Raw genomic sequence first — 22,358 nt, forward strand, 5'->3', positions numbered from 1 at the left:
TGCATGATTTTGGGGATTTTTTCAAATGGAATTTTGGGGTGGTTTTGTGGTTTTAAATTATCTGTGTGATAAGGAGCAAAATACCAAGTGGGTCGCCAATGCCGAGAGTTTTCTAAGTTATCTATACGATAAGGAACTTGCCAATACCTTTTTTCAAAATTTTTGATTTTTTCTAAGTTATCTATGCGATAAGGAACCATTAACAGGCGATGATGCCATTGCCCTAGCATTTCTAAGTTATCTATGCGATAAGGAACTAAGAATAGCCAAAATATAAGGCGATAAAAATTTTCTAAGTTATCTATGCGATAAGGAACCCTTACTTGTAACATGGGGTCTTGACGTCTGATTTCTAAGTTATCTATGCGATAAGGAACTTGGGCTTGGCTGTGGGCTTGGCTGTGGTTGTGTTTCTAAGTTATCTATGCGATAAGGAACTTGCCTTTCGGTTCAACGCAAACATATGTTTTTTTCTAAGTTATCTATGCGATAAGGAACGCATTGGGTCAGTGCGTCTGATGTCGTAATCATTTCTAAGTTATCTATGCGATAAGGAACAGAATCTGCCGCTAATTATAATTGTCAGATTATTTTCTAAGTTATCTATGCGATAAGGAACTGCTGTTGCCCCTATTTGGTCGGCATAGGCGTTTTCTAAGTTATCTATGCGATAAGGAACGCGGTTCTCTTTCATAAAGGCATCAAAATACTTTTCTAAGTTATCTATGCGATAAGGAACTAGAATTATACAACATAAAACCCATTTATATCAAGGCGTAGAACCAATTTTTAGGCATTTACCCAATGGTTTTTCGCCTTTTTATAAATGTTTGATTTTTATTAAGTTTTTAAATAATCAAAAAATAAAGGGTATAAACCTTTACCACATTCGCATTTTAGCATAAATTTTGGCGACAAAAAACCGCCCCAAAGGACGGTTTATAAAATCAACCCACATTCGGCAATTTCATCATCTTGGTAAGCAGTCGATACACCGTATCCACAAGCTCATGGCGGTGTACCACCATATCCACTGCACCTTTGTCTAGCAAAAATTCGGCACGTTGGAACGGCTCATCAAGCACTTCACGCACGGTCTGCTCAATCACACGCTTACCTGCAAAGCCAATCATTGCCTTTGGCTCACTGATATGCACATCGCCCAGCATGGCAAGGCTTGCGGTTACCCCACCATAGACAGGATTGGTTAGCACCACGATATACGGCACACCTGCCAAACGCAAACGTTCGATGACCGCAGACGTGCGAGCCATTTGCATGAGTGATAACAAGCCTTCTTGCATTCTTGCCCCGCCACTAGACGCAAAACAGACCAAGGGTTTACGCTCGGCAAGGGCTTTTTCGCCCGCCATGACAAACCTATCGCCCACCACCGAACCCATAGAACCGCCCATGAATTTAAAATCAAACGCACAAGCAATCAGCTCCAAGTTCTTGATTTTGCCATTCATGACAATCAAGGCCTCGCTCTCGCCTGTGGTCTTTTGGGCTTCGCTCATACGCAAAGGGTAAGGCTTGGAGTCTGTAAATTTTAACGGGTCGCCTGCTTGGTAATTCTGCCCAAGCTCACCTGTGATGCTGTCAAAAAACCACTCCAACCGCTTGCGAGCCGACATCGTCAAATGGTGGTCGCAATCAGGGCAGACGTATTGATTAAAAATCAAACTGGTGTTGGTCGTCAGCGTATGGCAATTTGGGCATTCGGTGGACGGCTCGGTCTCCACCGCAGACGGCTGAACGATACGGTCTTGCTTGATGGACGGTACGGGGCGGTTTAGCCATGTGGTTGGCGTTTGGGCTTGGGTGTCAGTCATGGTATTCCTAATTTGATATTTAAATAGGCATAGTTTACAGTTGTTTTGATGATTTGGCAAATGGTTTTTGTTAAAGGCTATCAATGGCTTGGCGTAACTCGTCCATTTTTGCCAGCACCTTATCAATGGCAAGCTCTAGCTTATCCCTATCATCGCCCACATCGGCAAAATGACGCACCAATTCACTCCCCACAATCACCCCATCGGCAAACTGTGCCACTGCCTTTGCACTCTCGCCATCACGGATACCAAAACCCACACAAATAGGCAAGTCGGTATCCGCCTTAATCGCTCCGACTTGCTTGCCCACATCGTCAATATCTGGTGCGTTTGAGCCTGTTACGCCTTTGACTGACACATAATAGATAAATCCTGAACCATGTTCTAGCACCGCTTTTCGGCGTGTCGGCTCGGTGGTCGGAGCCAGCAAAAAGATTTGGTTCATGCCATGCTCGGTTAGAGCTTTGGTAAAATCACCTGTTTCATTATTTACCACTTCATTGGGCGGTAAATCCACCATCAGTAGACCATCCACGCCATTGTTTTGGCACAGTTTTAAAAATTCGCCATAGCCGATAATTTCAATGGGATTTAAGTAGCCCATAAGTAGCACAGGCGTTGTGGTGTTGGTTTTACGAAACTGTCCCACCATTTCAATCGCCCCGCGTGTACTTGTACCGCCCGCCAATGCTCGCTCGCCAGCTTTGGCAATGGTTTGACCGTCTGCCATAGGGTCAGAAAATGGTAAGCCAATCTCAATCACATCCGCCCCATGTGCCACAAGGCGGTGCATCAAATCTACCGTAACGCTTGGGGTTGGGTCGCCTGCCATAATATAGGGGATTAGGGCTTTTTTATTTTGCTGTTTTAGGGCAGCAAAGGTTTGGGAGATTCGGGTCATTTTAAGCTCTCTTTATCATTTAATCATATTTTTATTGACATAATTTTTTTGTATAAATCATCAAAAGCTTTGATATTTTCTGGGCTTTCTGAAAGGTTTCGCATATACGAGTCTACATCTTCATACTTGATACTCAAAAACTCATCAAAAAATGCCTTACCACGCCTTATATTTGTGTTTTCAGGTACATAAATATTGCCTTTCATCTTCTTATTGTTGAAGAAAAATAAAATCGGTTCAATTTTAGCGTTTGGGAACTCACGCACCAAATAGGCGTAAGTTTTGATGAATTTACGGTTAATATCAACAAATTTTCCCGTGTCGTGGTCGTCATTGTACTTTACTTCAAGGTAGTAAATAACGCCTGTTTGTTTGTTTTGAAAAAGAATATCAATATCATGCTTGATTGTTGAAAGATTGGTATCATTATCGTTTGCAATGGCGTGTAACAATTTGGGAAATTCCTCATCAAGATTTATGGTGTTGTACTGGCAAGAACTTATGAAATTGTCGATTCTTGTGTCATTTTGGGTAGATAACTGAAAACTATTGCTTTTCTTACCGCTATAATCTTCCAAAATATTATATCTTCCGTCTGATTTAATTAAAAGAGCCATAAACTCTTCCAAAAAGTTGCCAAATTGAATGTTCATACTTTGCAAAATACCGCCAAAAATACGGTAGTTTCTAGGTACAAAATGAACTTTTACATCGTGTGTATCAATCAACTTTCTAAGTTTCTTTTCGCTACTGCTGTTCTTCAAAATGTTTGAAACGGCTTCGTTGATTAGTGTTTGAATATTGTTATTCATATTATTTGCCTTGTGCTGTGGTGTATTCATATCGCAAACTATCAAGGGTTACAAAATTATTATTGCTAAAAATATAGAAATAATCCCAACCATTGTTATTGGTTTTATTCAAATATTTGGCACTCATTTTATGTATAGATAATTCTTCTTGATTGTCTGTTACACTACCGTTTTGCATAACAGTACAAATAGGTTTCTGATTTTTATCAAATAATGTTTGTCCTACTGTTAAGTAATCGTACTGAATTAAGGTTTTCATTGGTACTTTTGGGGGCTTAGTTTCCAAAGAAAGTAACTCAATATCATTAGGGTTTGGGGTAATTTTTGCAAGCCTATTTTCTGCTACTTCAATATATTTTGGTTCACGCTCTAACCCTATATAATTACGCCCCAAAGCCTTTGCAACCGCCCCAGTTGTACCAGTCCCAAAAAATGGGTCAAGAACCACATCATTTGGCTTTGATGATGATAAAATTACCTTGTAAAGTAGGGCTTCGGGCTTCTGTGTGGAATGGGCTTTTTTACCGTCTTCCCCTTTAATTCTTTCGCTTCCTGTACATAGTGATATTTGCCAAATACTGCGTTCTTGCTTATCATCATTTAAGTGTTTCATTGTTTTGTAATTGAAAGTAAATTTACTATTTTTACTTTTTGAACACCAAAGCATTGTTTCGTGAGCGTTGCAAAATCTCGTACCGCCAAAATTTGGTACTGGGTTTGTCTTATTCCAAATAACATCGTTTAAAATCCAAAAACCTAAATTTTGCATAATGTAGCCGATTCGGTATATATTTTGAAAAGAACCAATCACCCAAATTGAACCTGTTGGCTTTAAAACTCTTTTGCATTCTGTTAGCCATTCTTCACAAAAAGAGTCATACTGTTTAAAATCATTAAACTTGTCCCATTCATCTTCTACGCCTGAAAATTTTTCGCCATTAGTGCGTAGTAATTCCCCCTCCGTTTGCATAAAATACGGTGGGTCAGCAAAGATTAAATCAATGCTATTACTGGGTATTTTTTTTAAATTTTCTATACAATCCCCTTTTAGGATTGTATTAAGAAATTGATTTATATTGTCTTTCATAATTCTTGCTCATCTTTAATGATAAACTTTTTCAAAGTTTCGTCAAAATAAATCCGCTCATCAAAAATATCGTATTTTTCCCAATCAATATATTGATGTTCGGGTTTGGTTCTTAAATCTTGCAAATAAGCCACCTCCGTAAGACAATCATCAATATCCTCTTGCGTTAATGGCTCTTTGGCATAATGAGAAAACCACCCAAATAAAGTATCATTTTCTACCACTTTTTGAATGGTGTCATTATTATTTACAATACCATACAAATCCTCAATGTAATTGATTATTTTCATTCAATCCATCTCAATCCCATCCACGCTCATCACCGTATGCAAATCCTTATCACCACGCCCTGATAGATTGATGATGATGGATTTGTCTTTATCAAGCGTTTTGGCAAGTTTTAGCCCATAGGCGACAGCGTGTGAACTTTCTAGGGCGGGGATGATGCCACAGGTTTTGGTCAAAATACGAAAAGCTTCTAAGGCTTCATCGTCATTGATGACAGGGTAGTTCACACGCCCAGCGTCCTTTAAAAAGCTATGCTCGGGCCCCACACCGGGGTAGTCAAGCCCTGCCGATATGCTGTGCGTATGCAAAATCTGACCATCATCATCCGCCATAAGATAAGTGCGATTGCCGTGCAATACACCCACACGCCCTGCGTTTAATGGGGCAGAATGCTCGCCTGTGTCTATGCCGTGTCCGCCTGCTTCCACGCCATAAATTGCCACATCATCATCATTTAAAAACTCATAAAACAGCCCCATGGCATTAGAGCCACCTCCCACGCAAGCGACCAATGCATCAGGATTTTTGCCTTCTTTTTCAAGGTGTTGCATTTTGGCCTCACGCCCAATAATTGCCTGAAAATCACGCACCAGCACAGGATAAGGGTGCGGGCCTGCCACCGTACCGATGACATAATAGGTATCATCCACGTTCGTTACCCAGTCTCGCATGGCCTCGTTCATCGCATCTTTTAGGGTACGTGAACCTGATGTTACTGGCACGACTTTTGCCCCCAAAAGTCGCATTCTATACACGTTCATTTTTTGGCGTTCCACATCGTCCGCCCCCATATAGACCACGCATTCCAATCCCAAACGTGCGGCGATGGTTGCCGTTGCCACACCGTGCTGACCTGCACCCGTCTCAGCGATGATACGTTTTTTACCAACCATTTTGGCAAGCAGAGCTTGACCGATGGTATTATTGACCTTATGGGCTCCTGTGTGGTTTAGGTCTTCTCGTTTTAGGTAGATTTTGGCACCACCTGTCTCATCCGTCAAGCGTTTGGCAAAATATAAAGGCGTGGGGCGACCAACATAATTAACCAAATCGTCATGAAACTTTAACCAAAAATCAGGGTTATTTTTTACCGACAAATAAATGCGTTCTAACTCTTCTAACGCACCCATCAACGTTTCAGACACAAAGCGTCCACCATGAATGCCAAAATGACCTGTGGCGTTGGGGTATTGGGTAAAGTCTGTCATAAGTTTTTGCCTTTTAAATTAAATTTTTTACCAAATCACATCAATGGGAAATGCGTTTATTTCATCATCACAGCTAATTAAAATCAACTGTTCAATTTGAGTTTGGGCAACCAACATTCTATCAAATGGGTCTGCGTGATTTAATGCGTATTCGCCTGATAATTTGGCGTGTCGCCAATTCACCGATAAAGGTTTAAAATCAGCGTCAATCATTAAAGTTTCAAAATTTTCTAATATTTTTTGAGCTTTGCCTAATTTGCCTTTTCGGTGTTTGGTTGCCATTTCCCAAACACTTGCCGAGCTGACATAAATTTGATTATCATCATTGGTTAAAATATCAATGGCTGTTTTGGATAATTTTTCAGGTTCGGTATAGTACCACAGCAAAATATGGGTATCTAACAAATATCGCTTTACCATTTTTCCAATTCGTCCTTATCCAAAGGCTCATAAAAAGCAGGGTCAGCTTTATAACCAGATAATCTGCCTAATTGTTGTTGGCGTTTGCTCATTTTTGCTGTGGGTTCATTGTTAATTGTTTCGTCCAAAAATACCACCATGACTTGACTGGGTTTGTCAAATGGCGGTAATTCGTTTAATGAAATTTTACCGCCTTGATAAGTGCCACTAATTGTATAATGCATAATTTTTCCTATAAATCTTTAACAACCGTCAATCCTGCAAAAGTTTGGGCGGTTGGCATGACTTCCAAGCGGTTGATGTTAATATGTTTGGGCTGATTGATGAGCCATAATACCATATTACTAATGTCTTCGGGGCGGATAAATTCTACATTTTCATACACCTTGCCCGCCCTTTCATCATCACCATAAAAACGCACGTTACTAAACTCCGTACCACCGCACAGACCCGGCTCTATGTTGGTAACTCGCACTTTTTTGCCAATCAAATCGGCTCGCAAATTTAGACTAAACTGCGTAACAAATGCCTTGCTCGCCCCATAGACATTCGCCCCAAAATACGGATAATTGCCTGCCGTTGATGAAATATTGATGACATAACCGTCATTTTTGGCAACCATAAAAGGTAAAATCTCACGTGTGATATTGACAAGCCCAAGCGTGTTGGTATTTATCATCGCCTGCCAATCATTCATATTTGCTTTATCCGCAGATTCTAAACCCAATGCCAATCCTGCATTATTGATAAGCACGTCAATATTTGCCAAAATGTCATTAGGCAGTGTTTGTAGTGCTGTCTTTGTGGCAGACATATCACCAATATCAAAGCACAGTGGCATAAAATTATCGCCAAGCTCGCTTTTTAAGTCATCAAGTTTATTTTTACGGCGACCTGTGCCAATGACGGTAAAGCCATTTTTGATACAATCAATGGCAATTTGCCTGCCAAAACCTGATGTTACACCTGTGATTAAAATGTTCATGATGTTCTCCTAAGAAATAAATTTATAAAAACCGCCAAAACGGAGTTTTTAATTTCTCCTTGATTATTTTTTACAATTCTCCTTTTAAATAAAGTAGCCAACAATCCAATAGGTAAAAATGCAAAAATAATATATTCAATAATATGGCTTTTACACCGATACAAGCACCTATTAGTGCAGAAATAATACCTATGGGCACAATTTTCCAAATAATAGATTTGGCTTGTTTGAATTTTTCTGGTTCAGATTGGTGTGTTAGACTTTTAGAATGGATGTTTTTAGAATGGATATTATGATAATCAAATCCAAATAATGGCGTTATCTATTTTTAGGTCATCTAAGATATAGCCAACATCTCGAAGAGTATGTATTTTTTTCAAACTCTTCATTTTATTTATCATCATAATGATAGAACCGATGATAGAACCGTGCAACAATCTCATTGTTTGTCATTTTAAAACTCCCTATTAAAAATGATGGTTTGGATGTTACATGATTTAAATTTTTGTGTCAAGATGGATGGCATGATATTTTTATTATCTATGAACGTTATTAATATTATTCATAAAAGCCCACATTCTTCGCCCACACTTCACCCCCTTTTCTTTTTCAATCCCCCCACTGACATCAACGCCTTTTATTTTTGCCATAAGCGACTGATTGCTCAAAATATCTCCGACATTATCAGGAGTTAATCCCCCTGCCAAATAAATCGGCAAAGGTGAATGATTGGGGATTTTATTCCAATCAAATAAATGCCCTGTTCCGCCATAAGTACTATCAGAAAAAGTATCCAAAATCACCCCACTTGCCCCCCATGATTTAAATTCATTGATTTGATTTAAGATGCTGGCAGCGGTATCATTATGTTTCACCCGAATGGCTTTTATCCAACGTTTATTTACCGCACTGGCAAGTTTTTGGCATCTGGCAGGTGTTTCGTCGCCATGAAATTGAATGATGTCCAAAGAAACTTGTTTTGTTAGGTTGGTAAGTTCATCTTGCTCCATATTTACCACCAAAGCTACAATCGTGGTAAAGGCTGGCACGGTTAGGCTCAGCATCTTAGCAGTGTCAACATCCACAAACCTTGGGCTTGGCGGATAAAATACCAGTCCCACAGCATCCACACCAAGAGCGGTGGCAGTGTGCAAATCATCTGCACAAGTAAATCCGCAGAACTTGACGGCTAATTGGTTAAAAGATTTTTGGGTCATGTTATCAAGGATTACAAGGATTATTGAGTAGGTGGCATTGTCGCATTTATTGTCGCATTTTAAGGTATCATTAATCGGCAGACATGTCCATATCTTACCAAAAAAAATTTGTTATTTTCATAAAAAATATTAAAAATCACGAATGATATCATTGAGTTATTTTTATTTATTAAAAATATTGATAAAATATTAACTTTAAATGATAATTACCCATAAATGCAGGGATAAAATGCCTTGAATTTTTCATGAAATCTGTTATTATTGTTATCACTTATGAGTTAATTATTTTTTTTGATAAAAACTGATAAGTGCCAACCCTTTCATTCCTTTCGTTTCATCAGTTTTACCATAGGAGCATGCCATGACCATCAAATCCGCCATTACCAAAGTTGAGCAAAACTATGCCCATCAGCCAGAATTTATCCAAGCTGTCAAAGAAGTTGCCATGACCATTGAACAGGCCTATGCTGACCATCCTAAATTTGAAGAATACAAAGTATTTGAACGTCTGTGCGAGCCTGACCGCATCATCAGCTTTCGTGTGAACTGGGAAAATGACAAGGGCGAGATTCAGGTGAATCGTGGCTGGCGTGTCCAGTTTAGCAATGCCATTGGTCCATACAAAGGTGGCATCCGCTTTCACCCAACCGTTACCGAGGGCACGCTAAAATTTTTAGGATTTGAACAGATTTTTAAAAATGCCTTAACAGGTCTGCCGATGGGCGGTGCTAAGGGCGGTTCAGATTTTAACCCTAAGGGCAAAAGCGAGGCTGAGATCCGCCGTTTTTGCTATGCTTTTATGCGTGAACTTTACAAAAATATCGGTAAAGACATGGACGTACCTGCTGGCGACATTGGCGTGGGCGGTCGTGAGGTGAATTACATGTTCGCCATGTATAAAAACTTAACTCGCAAATTTGAGGGCGTGCTAACTGGCAAAGGTGTAGGACATGGCGGTTCACTCATTCGCACCGAGGCGACAGGCTACGGTTTGGTGTATTTTCTTGATAACATGCTAAAAGCCAATAACGACAGCCTAGAAGGCAAAACCGTGCTGGTATCAGGTGCAGGTAACGTGGCACAACACGCTGCTGAAAAGTGCTTACATTTGGGTGCTAAGGTCATCACTTTGTCTGATTCAAAAGGCACACTTGTGGACAAAGACGGCTTCACGGCAGAAAAAATTGACTGGATCAAAAAAACACAAAGCCGATGGCAAAGCGTTAGAAGATTATGTTGATGAGTTTGGTGGTCAATGGCTGTCAGAACAGCGTCCTTGGCAGTTTGATGCAGACATTGCCCTACCATGTGCCACTCAAAACGAGGTCAGTGAAGATGATGCAAAAGCTTTGGTTGAACATGGTGTAAAATATGTTGCCGAAGGAGCGAACATGCCACTGACTGCCGAAGCCATTGACGTGGTGCGTGAACATGGCATTGCCTACGCCCCTGGTAAAGCTGCCAATGCTGGTGGGGTTGCGGTATCAGGTCTTGAGATGAGCCAAAACTCGGTGCGTAAATACAAATCTTTTGAGGATTTGGACTTAGAATTACAAAAAATCATGAAAAACATTCATGAAAATGCCAAAACCGCTGGCGAAAAATACGGCACAACCGAAGGTGCTATTGACTATATGACAGGAGCAAATGTAGCAGGATTCATGCAGGTTGCCAATGCTCTTGTGGCGTATGGTTATCTGTAATTGTTGATTTATAAAAAATCCGTCCAAATGGGCGGATTTTCATTGTCTTTTTATCAGTGTAAGGAACGGAGTAAACAAAAGCACACCCAAGCCTGACTTGCCTTGGGTGTGCTTGACTTTTGTTTGATTTTGGCATATAACTTAGATTTTTTAGTAGGAGTAGCCATGAAACATTATTCTACCCAAGAGACGATAGATGCTCTGCCAGCCGACAAGCTCATTGACACCATTCAAGAATTTTTTGTGGAAGGGTGCGATGTGCCACTACGCCACAATCACGCCATACAGGACACCGCTGGCGATGAGCTTGGGCGGTTTTTGATTATGCCAGCATGGCAAGCGGGCAAGCGACTGGGGCTAAAAACTGTCTCTATTTTTCCAAATAACAACAAGCAAGGTCTGGCAGGACTGCATTCGGTCTATACCTTGTATGATGCCAATACAGGTGTGCCGATTGCAATTTTTGATGGCAATGTCATCACATCAAGACGCACGGCGGCGGCATCTGCCCTAGCAGGGCGGTATCTTAGCCGTGCCGATAGCCGTCATTTGCTTGTGGTGGGGGCAGGTCAAGTGGGCAGTCTGGTGCCTGAGATGTATCGGGCGGTCAGACCTATCGAGACGGTCAGTGTCTATAATCCAAGTCCTGCCAACGCCCAAAAATTGGTGGATAAACTTACCCAAGATGGCTTTGATGCCAAAGTCGTAACCGACCTAAAAAGTGCAGTGGGGCAGGCGGACATCATCAGCTGTGCTACTTTATCGACTGAGCCACTTATTTTGCGTGAATGGCTAAAACAAGGTCAGCACTTGGATTTGATTGGTAGCTTTACCCCACAAATGCGTGAAACGGACGGGGCGTGTTTTGGCGATACCAGCGTCTTTATGGACGCCGAAGAAGCACTCATGAAAGCAGGCGATATGCTGTCTGCCATTGATGAAGGGTGTTTTGATAAAGACAAAGTCTTGGCAACCTTGTACGACCTATGTCAAGGCAAGCACCAAGGGCGGGCTTGTGATGACGAGATTACCGTCTTTAAATCGGTTGGCACAGGGCTTGAAGATTTGGCGGCGGCAAATTTGGCGTACGACAGTTTGAATTGATTGTCAGTTGAAGTCGTTGATTTTGAAGTGATTGATATGATTTAAGACTGGCGTTTTGGGTATGCTTACCCCAATTCTATTGGCGACAAATTGGTCGCCAAACCTTGTCTTAATCCCCGTCTTAATGAGCGGTGCAACCGCAGTATTGCCAAGTGGCGGATTGAAATTAAGCCTTGCATAAGCAAGGCTTTTTCTTTGGGCGTGTGGGAGACTAACTGTAAAATTATACTAATTTGTTATATTTTAGTTAATAAATGTTTCGTTAATTTATAATTTTGATTTTTTTGTTTTGGGGTTATAATGTAACAGCTTTATTTTATGGAGTTGTATTATGCCAGTTAAGACCATTTTGCTCATCTTGGTGGTGGCGGTTAATTTGTATTTTGCCTTTTTGCTCATCAAGGATTTAATGAAGTACAAAAGCCAAGTCATGTCCGAGCCTGCCAGTACCAAGGCTTTGCCGTTTAGTAGCCCCATCATCTTTTTCTTATCCACCATGGGCATCTCTGATTTTGCCATCAGTAGTAGCCTATATCCCAAGCTCAACTGGGTCAGCGTCAAAAAGCTCCCTGGCACGCTAAACACCCAATGCACCATTCCTGTGGCGGTCATGGCACTGGCGTACATTACCAGCATTGAAGTGGGTGTTATGACCTTGGTTGTCTGTATTGTCAGTCAGATAATTGGCTCTTATTTTGGGGCGAAGTTTGCCATTGGCTTGCCTGCTGAGAAACTAAGACTGTCTATTGGCATTGGTATGTTGGTGGCGTTCTTTATTATCCTAGGCGGTAAATTTGGACTTCTGCCAAGTGGCGGTACAGCAACCGAACTGACGGGCATCAAGCTTGTCATTGCATCTGTGACGTTGTTTATTTTTGGGGCATTAAAGGCTCGTACGCACTCACCATGATTACGGTGTATCTGCTTGGGCTAAATCCTGCGGTTGCCTTTCCCATCATGATGGGGGCGGCGACTTTTTCGGTGCCGATTGGCAGTGCTCAATTTGTCAAATCAGGCGAATACAGTCGCAAAATCACGCTATTTACATCAACCTTTGGCGTGATTGGCGTGTTGTGTGCGGTGTTTGTCATCACAAGTCTTAATACGGCATTGCTACAATGGTTTGTGGCATTTATCCTGCTTTATAGTGCTTATGGCATGTTAAAGAAGAATTGATTGCCAAATATCAAAAACCCTTTATATTTATAAAACTTCACTCTCAACTTAAAATTGTAACTTATTGATTTTTAGTAAATTATTTTTTAAGATTGTAAGGGCGAATTGCAATTCGCCTTTGATAAATCAATCACTTGTGCAAAGTTGCGAATGGGGTTTTATAAAGGGTTTTTTAAATACAAAGCGTGAATTTTCGTGGCATAAATGTTTGGTAAATACCAGTTGTTTTTGATATGATATGAATTTTGACAAGAGATATGCCATGAGCCTTTCGCAATTTTTAGCCGATTTACACTTTGACGACAGCCAAATCAAAACCGACCCCGATAGCCTAGACAACTGGGGCAAGGACTGGACAAAGCATTTTGCTCCTGCCCCATCTGCCATCATTTTTCCCAAGACGACCGAACAGGTTGCCCACATCGTCCGCCTTGCCAACACCCATAGCATCTGCCTTGTGCCTAGTGGTGGACGCACAGGTTTATCAGCAGGGGCGGTGGCAAGTGCAGGCGAGGTGGTGGTAAGTTTTGACAAAATGAATGCCATTGGCACGTTTTATGAAGCTGACCAAATGGTGGAGGTGGAGGTTGGTGTTATTACCAAAGCCTTACAAGAATTTGCCAACGCCAAAAACCTATACTATGCCGTGGACTTTGCCTCATCTGGGTCAAGCCAAATCGGTGGGAATATTAGCACCAATGCAGGTGGCATTAAGGTAATCCGCTATGGCATGACTCGTAACCAAATCCTAGGCTTGACAGTGGTAACGGGCAAGGGCGACATTTTGGAGCTCAATGGCGGTATGCTAAAAAATGCCACAGGCTATGATTTTCGTCATTTGTTCATCGGAGCGGAGGGCACGCTTGGGTTCATCACTAAGGCACTCATCAAACTTGAAAAACAGCCTGTAAACTTGACCGCCATGGTTTTGGGTGTGCCTGATTTTGGCTCGGTAGTCAAACTGCTTGATAAGTTTGGTAAAGCATTAAACTTAACTGCTTTTGAATTTTTTGACAGCGTAGCACTCGATAAGGTATTGACCGCAGGACACGCCAAAGAACCTTTTGACACCTGTACGCCTTTTTATGTTTTGCTGGAATTTGAAGCGGTATCTGATGACGTGCTAGACACCGCCATGAATGTGTTTGAAAGTTGTGCCGAAGATGGCTTGATAGAAGATGGTGTGATGAGTCAAAGTGTGGGGCAACTGCACGAGCTTTGGAAGTTGCGTGAGAGCATTTCTGAGACGATTTCGGTATTTACGCCTTACAAAAATGACGTGTCGGTACTGATTGTGCATTTGGGTGATTTCATTGATGACATTGAACAAATTGTCAAAGACAATTACCCTGATTTTGAGATTTGTTGGTTTGGACATATTGGCGATGGTAATTTACACCTAAATATCCTAAAACCTGATACGCTTAGCAAAGACGACTTTTTTGCCAAATGCCAAATGGTAAATAAATACGTTTTTGATACGGTCAAAAAATACAAAGGCTCAATATCTGCCGAACATGGCGTAGGCATGACCAAAAAACCCTATTTAGATTACACCCGCTCGCCCATTGAGATTGAATACATGAAAGCGGTAAAAGCGGTATTTGACCCCAATGGGATTATGAACCGTGGTAAGGTATTTGATATTTAGAACTTTTTAAATTTAAAAACCTATTTTAGAATTATCAAGATAAGTTTTATTTATAAATTATGAAAAAACTTCGCAAAACTTTATTTTCCGCCTTGACTTATGTTGTGATGTTTATCATCATCTACACGGCGGTCAATCTGTGGCGGTCGCCTGTCATGCCAGACGGCCCCAAACTTATCTATCAAAACAGCTCAAAACAAGTGGTGGATGTCGTGGCACAAAGCCATGATACCCCTGTACTCATCTACTTTTGGGGGTCATGGTGTGGGGTGTGTCGCACAACCGGCCCCAACGTCCAAACCCTGCACGCCAATGGTCATGACGTGCTAAGTGTGGCGGTATCATCAGGTAATGATGATGAACTGCTTGCGTATATGAACAAACATGGCTATGATTTTTATACCCTAAATGACCAACAAGGAGTGATATTTCATGAATGGGGCGGACAAGTAACGCCATCTTTTGTGATATTAGATGATGGTAAAGTTGCCCAAAGTTTTACAGGCATCGCACCGCTTTGGTTGTTAAGATTGCGGCTGTGGTGGGCAGGATTATAAGGTGTATTAGCTTTCTTAGCTTTGATGACATTTTATAAATCTTGATAAAAAATTGAGGATTTAGCCATTTTCATGGCAAATCCCAAAAACTCGCCATTACGCCCCGTCCATATTGATTAACTCTGCATGGTGTTGCCTTTGTTCTTGCCTGCCCCAAGCACCCAATTTAGTAGCATTGCCATAAAAGTCGCCGTACCGATACCCCCCAAATCAAATGAGCCAATCACCAAACCAAAATTACCCGTTCCCAAAATCACACTGACCGCACCCACCATCAGGTTTTTGTTATCGCTAAAATCCACTTTATTATCAATCCAAATCTTTGCCCCTGCAATGGTAATCAAACCAAATACAACAATGGACGCACCTGTCAGCACAGGCGTGGGAATGGTCTGGATTAATGCTCCAAATTTTGGTGACAGTCCCAAACAAATGGCAAATACCCCTGCTACCACAAACACGAGCGTAGAGTATACCCGAGTAATCGCCATAACCCCAATGTTTTCACCATAAGTTGTCATGCCTGTACCGCCCACGCCTGCCGAGAGTGCTGTTGCCACGCCATCGGCGACGAATGCCCTGCCAAGCTCGGGGGTCAAATTCTCGCCTGTCATCGCCCCCACCGCCTTGATATGTCCCAGATTTTCTGCCACAAGGATAAACGCCACAGGCGCGATGATGAGCATGGCATTCATCTCAAAGATGGGGGCATAAAAATTTGGCACACCAAACCAGTTTGCCTGCCCAATCACCCCAAAGTCAATCGGCTTACCAAATCCCATACCATTGGCGATAATGGCATAAATAACATAAGCCAACATCAACCCCAAAAGAAGCAATAAACGTTTGACAAACCCCCTAGCAAAGACCGCAATCCCACTCATACAAAGCACAGTGATAAGCGTCATGGCAAGTTCAAAAGGTTTGCCTGCCACAGATGACACCGTAACAGGGGCAAGGTTTAATCCAATAATCATAACCACCGCTCCTGTAACCACAGGGGGCATGAGTTTTTCAATCCAGCGTGTCCCTGTTGCCATGACGATAAAACCAATCAAGGCATAAACCACACCGCAAGCGATGATGCCACCTAATGCCACGCCCAAATTAGGGTTTGTTCCACTGCCTGTGGCGTGGGCAGTTGCTGCTGCCACAACCCCAATAAAAGCAAAGGACGAGCCCAGATAGCTTGGCACTCGCCCACCTGTCATGATAAAAAATAAAATGGTACAAATCCCGCTCATCATAATGGCAAGATTGGCATCAAAGCCCATTAAAATAGGGGCAAGCACCGTCGCCCCAAACATGGCAAGGACATGCTGAATGCCAAGCATGGCGGTCTGAACAGGGGGTAGGTATTCATTTGTTGCAACAGCACTTGTGGCGATGTCGCCTTTGTAGGGGGTAAATTTGGGAAATAATGACATGGCTGACCTTATTGTTTTAAATCATTTTAAATTGTTTTAAATTGTCTTAATTTAAATAACCCCTTTCAATATGACGATTGAAGATGGGGTTTGGGTTTTATGAGACGCAACCAGCCAAGAGCAGGTACACTCTATTCATGCAAAAACACGTGTTTTTTTAAAATATTTAACATGTAAATTGCGTCATAACAGGCAGTTACGTTTTGGTGTTATCATGATTTTGTTATTTTTTTTGGATGAGTAAATCCGTCTCAGACAGACGCCATCGTCCCTTTTTTTTGCTCACCGAACGACCTTTTAGAGCAGCATTCCCCAAAAGTTTGTGCATAGAATGACTAGAATGGGCATGACAAATAGCACACGCCAACCCATCGGCTGCATCTGCCTGCGGTACAACATCAAGGGCAAGCAGACGGCACACCATGGCCGTTACTTGTTCTTTGTCCGCCGCCCCATAGCCACAGACCGCCTGTTTGATTTGGCGCGCGGTATATTCTGAGACGGTCAAACCCTGTGCACTCAAAGAGGCAATCGCCGCCCCACGAGCCTGCCCAAGCTTTAAAGCACTGTCAGGATTTGTCGCCATAAACACCTGTTCAATGGCGGAATGTATCGGTTCATCGTAATATTTTTGATAATGCTGGACAATCCTTGTGATGCCATCAAAAATCTGACCAATACGCACAGGCATGTCCATACTGTCAGTACGTATTGTTCCTGCATCCATGAATGTCAAGCCATCACCCACTGAACGCACGATGCCGTAACCTGTCATGCGAGAGCCGGGGTCTATGCCAATGATGAGTGTCATATTAATGTGGTTTGCCCAGATAAATGTTAAAAATTGTTACCTTTGCCATCAAAAAGTTGGCGTTGGTGTAAATATTTGGTATTATTTGATATTAATGAGAGACCTTTGTGCAAACAGTTACAAAAACACAAAAAGTCTATTGACTTGATATAATACAGCCAACTTGATATAATACAACCAAATCAGCAACATAGCAAGAGCACAAAACAAATATGGCATTATGTCTATTTAGTTCATAATTTTAAACCAATAACAGATATCTAAAACGTATCTGCCTTTTATGTCTACAATGCCATAGACGTTACAAAGGGCAAGCATGCTCTACCCTATCACCATGATTTGATTTGGTGATATGGATTGGACGGCGTGGTCGCTTCGTTTGACTTCCTCCCCGCCCTATCGTTTGGGGATTTCTTCTACAAGACGGTGAAGCCCCACCGCAAGCCTAAGATAGTGGCAACCGCCCGTACGACACACCGTACATCTTAGGTTCTTATTTTAAGCTAATCCTACTGTTAGGATTGTCATAGACACAAATTAGCTTAAGTGTGTGTTTAAAAACGTCTTACCAGTTAAGTTACTGCGTACTCGCAATTTAGTCTTAACTTAACTGTGGAATGTAAGACATTGAATATAGTGAGATGAGTATAGCAAAACTTATCGCATTTAACAATTGTCTTATATCCACCGCCCAAAGTCGCAGGTTTACGGCAACGGAGGATAAAGCCAACCAATGGGGCAAGAGCATCAAAGAATTGGACAGGTTTTATCCAAACTCTAAAACTTGTTCAAATTGCGGTTTTATTATGGCAAAAGAAAACTTGATATTTGCGGTTAGACATTGGATTTGTCCTAGTTGCCATGCCAATCATGACCGTGATATTAATGCAAGTATCAATATTTTAAATCAGGCAGATAAGGTTTTAACTTTATCTTAAAAATAGTTGGCGGTGAGTTTCACCGTGTCAGTCTATGGAGCTTATGTAAGACCCAAGTCAAACGACAAGGGCAACGAGCGTTGAAGTAGGAATTAAACGCTAAATTTGCCTTTGGGTAGATTTAGGTAGGTTTTAAGGAACGGTAAGGATATGAACTTGTCTTTTTTTGATAAAAAAAACAAAAAAACGCATGTCACAAACACAACAAGTCATACAAACTTGATGCGTGAGGCAGGTTTTACATTGGTAGAGCTGATGGTTACTCTTGGCATTATCGTAATATTGGCGAGCATCGCTGTGCCTGCGTTTTCATCACAAATTGCCAACATGCGTCTCAATGATGCTGCCAACACCATAATCACCACCCTAAAACAAGCAAAAGCAGACAGCTTCATATTTAGAAAAAACGTGACGGTAACATTGGATGTGAATAATGGCAGCATCACTCACGACAAACCTGAGTTGGGTAATGCCAATGCAGGCAATACCATCAGCACCCAATTAAATGACAAAATTGTCATCAAAATGACAAATAACACAAAACAAACCATCACTTTCACCCCAAAAAAAGACATCAAAGAACTCTCAGACACTGCCACAACCACACCCATTAGCATAACACTGTGCCATAAAGGTCAAAAAAGCAACCAACCTGTCATCAATTTGTATGCCAATGGCAATATTCATGTTACCACAAAACAAGGGGGCTGTGCATAATGTCCAAATCACCCATTTATAGAGCATCAATCTCTTGCATGCCAAAAGCTCAAAGGGGCATTGGATTGCTTGAAGTGTTGGTGGCTTTGATTATCTTAGCTTTGGCAATACTTGGGTATGCTGCCATGCAACTTCGTGCCGTACAGACAACAGGTGAATCCATTGACCGCACTCAGGCACTCTCCATCATGCAAGCGGTCGGCGAGAAATTGCGTATTAACGAGAACATGGCAAGTAAATACAAAGAACATTTTAACAACCCACGGGGCAAACCAACCAAAATGTGTGGTCTAGATGGCAAACAGGTAAACAGTTTATGCACATCAACAGAGTTGGTAGCTGCTGAGAGTTATCTGTTAACACAGCAACTTAGCTCACTTGGATTTGTCATGCGTATTGTTGAGTGTCCGAGCAATAAAAGTTCAAATTCCATCATGAATTCACAGTGTATCATCGCCTCTTGGGCGGATACCGAACCCACTGTTGGTACAGATGACAATAATGCCTGTTTAAATACCAATGGTGCCTATAACAAGCATGCCTCTTGTATGTTTATGGAAATCAATTAAGCCATCAGCCATGAGACCATCAACCATAAAGCCCCTAAGGAACATTGCCATGCAGCCACATCTGCCCACCAATCATTTATCTACCACGTGTAGATTGCATGCCATTACCTATAAGAATGCCAATGCTGGATTTACCTTGGTTGAGCTTATGATAGCCATGATATTAGGACTGCTAATATCAGCTGTCGCCTTGAATATTTATTATACCAACGTGGTATCCAAAAATACCCAAGAGGCCACAGGCGACATCATCGCAAATATGGCATTTGGTGCAAACAACCTTGTCAGACAAGTACAAAAAGCGAATTCTGGGGCAATAAGTGGCGATACCAGTTCACACTTTTTAAACCACAAAACACATCAAGGGGGCATCGTACTCTCTGCTGATAATGTCCATGGTGCCAGCCTACCTACATCTTGGTATTCTGCTGCTGCCAAAGGCGACAGTATTACCACCGACAAAAGCGACCAGCTCACCATTCACTATCAAGCAAAAGAGACAAATTGGTTTGACTGTCAAGGCAGAGCCATCCCCAAAGATTATTATGTCATAGAAAAATACTTTGTCGCCAAAACAGCTGATAGAAGTAACTTGCATTGTAATTCTATCATCTATCAATACAACCCCGCTTTGGCATCCAGTAACAGCATCGACCTAAACAGTTATACCGCAACAGATGGCACCAAAGTTACCTGGCGATGGCATCATTTATGTACCGGGGGTTGAGTATTTTCGTGTATTGCTTGGCATCACCGACCAAAAAACCATCACAAATACCGATATTAATATGGCATTTACCGCCATTCCTAAAAGTACCGAGCTTGATACCATCTTTGGTAGAGATGCCATTATCAATGCAGCAGGTCAGATACAAAGCCCTGAAATACCCAAAAGACGCATCATCAGCCTACAACTGGGTATGTTAGTGGCAGGCACCAAAAGTGCCAGAACTGAGCCAAAAGACTACCAAATCCTAGACAAAACCATTCCCAGTTCGGTCATTGCAAATACCGCAACCAATAAAAAAGGTGATGGCAAAATCCGTGATACCTATATCACTACCATCTTATTAAGAAATGCACGGGGTAATGTCCGATGAATCCTATCCACAAGCAGTCCATAACCTACAAACCCATGAGCCATGAACGTGGGGCGACACTCATCATTGTGATGTTCATGCTTATTTTGATTGCATTGATAGGGGTGATGGTTTTTAAAAACAGCACCAGCGATCTTAGAATAGCCACTGCATCTCAGATATCTACCTTGCTTTTTCAGGCGAACAGTAACGCCTTTGCCAAAGTAGAAAAAGAAAATCACCAAAATCCTGGCGGTTCTTTGGAATACTACATGACACACCCAGGCGATGAGTGGGTAGATACTGAAATCATCTTTTGTGTTGGAGAAGATGACACAAAAATCTTTGACAAAGGCACAATCGGCATCCGTAAGCCATCAGATGACCGCATCAGAACAACTGGACACTGTGATGCCAACGACCCCAAAATAAGCGGTGGACGTATCGTTACTCAGATGGTTTATATTCAGTCCAAACAAGACGCTCTTGAAGCGTTTGGTGGTGAGGTGGCAGGCACATCAAGCAATGACTTAGAGACACCCACAGGTCATAACCCAGCCAGTTGTAAGCCATTTAAAGGCTATGCCATCTCACTACTGCCAAGTTATGGTAACGTCAGTGCAGGCGACATCAATGCATGTTTGCTCAAAAAAGCCGATGACATCGCCACCTGCTTAAATGAGCTTGGCGTACCAAACAACGTACAAGTACAGACCTATCGCATCGAACCAAAATCAATCAAATGTCTATAACACACTCCATAAGGAGAACAACCATGAAATTAACAACCAAATCCCCAACATCAAAAGCCCAGTCATCCAAAAAATGGCTACCAAAAGCCCTGCTACTGGCACTGATGGGGACACTCGGTGCAAGCATCTATGGGGTGGTGCATGCTGATGACCTTGAGATTTATCAAAGAGGTGGTGGAGGAGATGGCTCAGGGGGACCTACAATGATGATCGCCATCACCTTGTCTGCGGCAATGGGCAATGATGATGGGTCTTTTAGGTTAGGCTATAAAAGCAAAGCTTGTATAAACAGTCAGTACGGTGGCAGCAAAACCAGCATCACCACTAAGAGCGTAGACTTTTATAGTGCCCCTGGCCAAAAAAATGGTAAAGTAAGTTACACAGAACGTTCTTGTAATGGCAAACTAGAACGTGAATCGGTACTCAAAGCGGCTTTTATTAATTTTATGGCAAACCCTTATAAACATATGGGCGGCGTAGATATTACTGAGTTTAAAATTGGACTATCTAGCACTTATGGTGGTACAGGTGGTGTGCCCAATGGTGTTGCCATTAATATGCCAGCGGTGTATATGACCCCAGACAACCGCAAGAAGCTTATCGCTGAACTAGACAAGCTTAGTGCTTCCCAAGAATCTGCACCACTTAGTCTGTTATATTCAGAAACCATCGGCTATTTGCTTGGTAAAGACACAAGAGACCCCCATGCCAAAACCGAAGAAAGCTACCGCATCATTGGCTTTAGTACGAAAAGTGGTACTATTAATTTGTGCCATGAACGCGACAGATTGGTCAATGCTTTAAAAAATTTCAGCTGCAAACCTGAAAGATCAAATAATGCCGATCTACAAGCAGAACTTAAAAAAGAAAAGAAAACCCAAAGTAGCACGCTACCAGGCCGTGGTCCAAATATTTATTATTATGCCGTGGTAGAAACCACAAGCAACCCCTACTCTGTTGTGTATGACATGATGCACCCATTAGCGATAAATAAAGATCCAGCGAAAGGGAAAGTAGGCTATATCTCACCGCTCACCGGTGCTAACCAATGCGGTGCCAATGGGGTGTATTTTTTGACCGATGGGGCAGGTTACCCTGCTTTGGGGGGGTAACACAACCAC

General features: G+C 41.9%; 24 protein-coding genes, 1 pseudogene and 1 CRISPR repeat array. Of the genes and pseudogenes, 13 read left to right on the plus strand and 12 right to left on the minus strand.

The features are described from left to right. The first annotated feature begins 109 nt into the window (after nt 1-109). Nucleotides 110-739: a CRISPR direct-repeat array (repeat unit 28 nt; unit sequence TTTCTAAGTTATCTATGCGATAAGGAAC). A gap of 208 nt (nt 740-947) precedes the next feature. From accD to B5J94_RS03745, 10 genes are all read right to left on the minus strand, one after another. Continuing rightward, nucleotides 948-1,835 (minus strand): acetyl-CoA carboxylase, carboxyltransferase subunit beta, encoded by an 888-nt coding sequence (accD, locus tag B5J94_RS03700; RefSeq protein WP_062498271.1) that lies wholly within the window; start codon nt 1,833-1,835, stop codon nt 948-950. Between the two features lie 70 nt (nt 1,836-1,905). Beyond that, nucleotides 1,906-2,736 (minus strand): tryptophan synthase subunit alpha, encoded by an 831-nt coding sequence (trpA, locus tag B5J94_RS03705; protein ID WP_062498272.1) that lies wholly within the window; start codon nt 2,734-2,736, stop codon nt 1,906-1,908. 23 nt (nt 2,737-2,759) lie between these two features. Beyond that, nucleotides 2,760-3,548 carry a HinfI family type II restriction enzyme gene (locus B5J94_RS03710; protein ID WP_062498273.1) on the minus strand — a complete coding sequence of 263 codons (789 nt, stop codon included), beginning with the start codon at nt 3,546-3,548 and terminating at the stop codon, nt 2,760-2,762. Between the two features lies 1 nt (nt 3,549). Beyond that, nucleotides 3,550-4,635, minus strand: coding sequence for a DNA-methyltransferase (locus tag B5J94_RS03715; protein WP_062498274.1), 1,086 nt, complete (start codon nt 4,633-4,635; stop codon nt 3,550-3,552). Then, nucleotides 4,632-4,925: a hypothetical protein gene (locus tag B5J94_RS03720; protein WP_062498275.1), complete on the minus strand. Its 294-nt coding sequence runs from the start codon at nt 4,923-4,925 to the stop codon at nt 4,632-4,634. Before B5J94_RS03720 ends, B5J94_RS03715 begins: the two co-directional genes overlap by 4 nt. Beyond that, nucleotides 4,926-6,131 (minus strand): tryptophan synthase subunit beta, encoded by a 1,206-nt coding sequence (gene trpB / locus B5J94_RS03725; protein ID WP_062498276.1) that lies wholly within the window; start codon nt 6,129-6,131, stop codon nt 4,926-4,928. A 27-nt stretch (nt 6,132-6,158) separates the two neighbouring features. After that, on the minus strand, nt 6,159-6,536 hold the full coding sequence (locus tag B5J94_RS03730) for a type II toxin-antitoxin system VapC family toxin (RefSeq protein WP_197940292.1): 378 nt from the start codon (nt 6,534-6,536) through the stop codon (nt 6,159-6,161). An 8-nt stretch (nt 6,537-6,544) separates the two neighbouring features. Then, nucleotides 6,545-6,775: a hypothetical protein gene (locus B5J94_RS03735; RefSeq protein WP_062498278.1), complete on the minus strand. Its 231-nt coding sequence runs from the start codon at nt 6,773-6,775 to the stop codon at nt 6,545-6,547. 8 nt (nt 6,776-6,783) lie between these two features. Then, nucleotides 6,784-7,536, minus strand: coding sequence for an SDR family NAD(P)-dependent oxidoreductase (locus B5J94_RS03740; RefSeq protein ID WP_062498279.1), 753 nt, complete (start codon nt 7,534-7,536; stop codon nt 6,784-6,786). A gap of 536 nt (nt 7,537-8,072) precedes the next feature. Further along, nucleotides 8,073-8,753 carry a phosphoribosylanthranilate isomerase gene (locus B5J94_RS03745; RefSeq protein ID WP_062498280.1) on the minus strand — a complete coding sequence of 227 codons (681 nt, stop codon included), beginning with the start codon at nt 8,751-8,753 and terminating at the stop codon, nt 8,073-8,075. A 361-nt stretch (nt 8,754-9,114) separates the two neighbouring features. Between B5J94_RS03745 and gdhA the strand changes: the two are divergent. From gdhA to B5J94_RS03770, 6 genes and pseudogenes are all read left to right on the plus strand, one after another. Beyond that, a pseudogene (gdhA, locus tag B5J94_RS03750) lies at nt 9,115-10,456 on the plus strand (NADP-specific glutamate dehydrogenase). Nucleotides 10,457-10,621: 165 nt separating this feature from the next. Beyond that, the gene (lhpI, locus tag B5J94_RS03755; protein WP_062498281.1) at nt 10,622-11,560 is read left to right on the plus strand and encodes a bifunctional Delta(1)-pyrroline-2-carboxylate/Delta(1)-piperideine-2-carboxylate reductase; all 939 of its coding nucleotides are present in this window, start codon (nt 10,622-10,624) and stop codon (nt 11,558-11,560) included. A gap of 331 nt (nt 11,561-11,891) precedes the next feature. Beyond that, nucleotides 11,892-12,470, plus strand: coding sequence for a hypothetical protein (locus tag B5J94_RS03760; protein WP_211271042.1), 579 nt, complete (start codon nt 11,892-11,894; stop codon nt 12,468-12,470). Next, nucleotides 12,467-12,736 (plus strand): TSUP family transporter, encoded by a 270-nt coding sequence (locus tag B5J94_RS14435; RefSeq protein ID WP_211271043.1) that lies wholly within the window; start codon nt 12,467-12,469, stop codon nt 12,734-12,736. The genes B5J94_RS03760 and B5J94_RS14435 overlap by 4 nt, the downstream gene beginning before the upstream one ends. A 262-nt stretch (nt 12,737-12,998) precedes the next feature. Further along, nucleotides 12,999-14,387 carry an FAD-binding oxidoreductase gene (locus tag B5J94_RS03765; RefSeq protein WP_062498299.1) on the plus strand — a complete coding sequence of 463 codons (1,389 nt, stop codon included), beginning with the start codon at nt 12,999-13,001 and terminating at the stop codon, nt 14,385-14,387. Nucleotides 14,388-14,446: 59 nt separating this feature from the next. Next, nucleotides 14,447-14,944 (plus strand): redoxin family protein, encoded by a 498-nt coding sequence (locus tag B5J94_RS03770; protein WP_062498282.1) that lies wholly within the window; start codon nt 14,447-14,449, stop codon nt 14,942-14,944. A gap of 116 nt (nt 14,945-15,060) precedes the next feature. On the opposite strand, the gene B5J94_RS03775 is transcribed toward B5J94_RS03770, so the two are convergent. Continuing rightward, complete coding sequence (locus B5J94_RS03775) at nt 15,061-16,371, minus strand: solute carrier family 23 protein (protein ID WP_062498283.1); 1,311 nt, start codon at nt 16,369-16,371, stop codon at nt 15,061-15,063. A 223-nt stretch (nt 16,372-16,594) separates the two neighbouring features. Beyond that, nucleotides 16,595-17,182, minus strand: coding sequence for a crossover junction endodeoxyribonuclease RuvC (gene ruvC, locus B5J94_RS03780; protein WP_062498284.1), 588 nt, complete (start codon nt 17,180-17,182; stop codon nt 16,595-16,597). 641 nt (nt 17,183-17,823) lie between these two features. Between ruvC and B5J94_RS03785 the strand changes: the two genes are divergently transcribed. The 7 genes from B5J94_RS03785 (at nt 17,824) to B5J94_RS03815 (ending at nt 22,349) form a co-directional block, all read left to right on the plus strand. Beyond that, on the plus strand, nt 17,824-18,120 hold the full coding sequence (locus tag B5J94_RS03785; protein WP_143821891.1) for a zinc ribbon domain-containing protein: 297 nt from the start codon (nt 17,824-17,826) through the stop codon (nt 18,118-18,120). Between the two features lie 150 nt (nt 18,121-18,270). Continuing rightward, nucleotides 18,271-18,837, plus strand: coding sequence for a pilus assembly FimT family protein (locus B5J94_RS03790; protein WP_062498285.1), 567 nt, complete (start codon nt 18,271-18,273; stop codon nt 18,835-18,837). A gap of 38 nt (nt 18,838-18,875) precedes the next feature. Further along, entirely contained in the window at nt 18,876-19,406 is a 531-nt protein-coding gene (pilV, locus tag B5J94_RS03795) for a type IV pilus modification protein PilV (RefSeq protein ID WP_158081034.1), read from the plus strand. 10 nt (nt 19,407-19,416) lie between these two features. Then, nucleotides 19,417-20,133: a PilW family protein gene (locus tag B5J94_RS03800; RefSeq protein WP_158081035.1), complete on the plus strand. Its 717-nt coding sequence runs from the start codon at nt 19,417-19,419 to the stop codon at nt 20,131-20,133. Further along, a complete protein-coding gene (locus tag B5J94_RS03805; RefSeq protein ID WP_062498288.1) occupies nt 20,084-20,506 on the plus strand; it encodes a PilW family protein in 423 nt (140 codons plus the stop codon). The genes B5J94_RS03800 and B5J94_RS03805 overlap by 50 nt, the downstream gene beginning before the upstream one ends. Next, nucleotides 20,503-21,237 (plus strand): pilus assembly PilX family protein, encoded by a 735-nt coding sequence (locus B5J94_RS03810; RefSeq protein WP_062498289.1) that lies wholly within the window; start codon nt 20,503-20,505, stop codon nt 21,235-21,237. The genes B5J94_RS03805 and B5J94_RS03810 overlap by 4 nt, the downstream gene beginning before the upstream one ends. 23 nt (nt 21,238-21,260) lie before the next feature. Continuing rightward, a complete protein-coding gene (locus B5J94_RS03815) occupies nt 21,261-22,349 on the plus strand; it encodes a hypothetical protein (RefSeq protein ID WP_062498290.1) in 1,089 nt (362 codons plus the stop codon). Nucleotides 22,350-22,358: the final 9 nt, after the last annotated feature.

Source organism: Moraxella lacunata (genome assembly GCF_002027545.1).
Lineage (GTDB): Bacteria > Pseudomonadota > Gammaproteobacteria > Pseudomonadales > Moraxellaceae > Moraxella > Moraxella lacunata.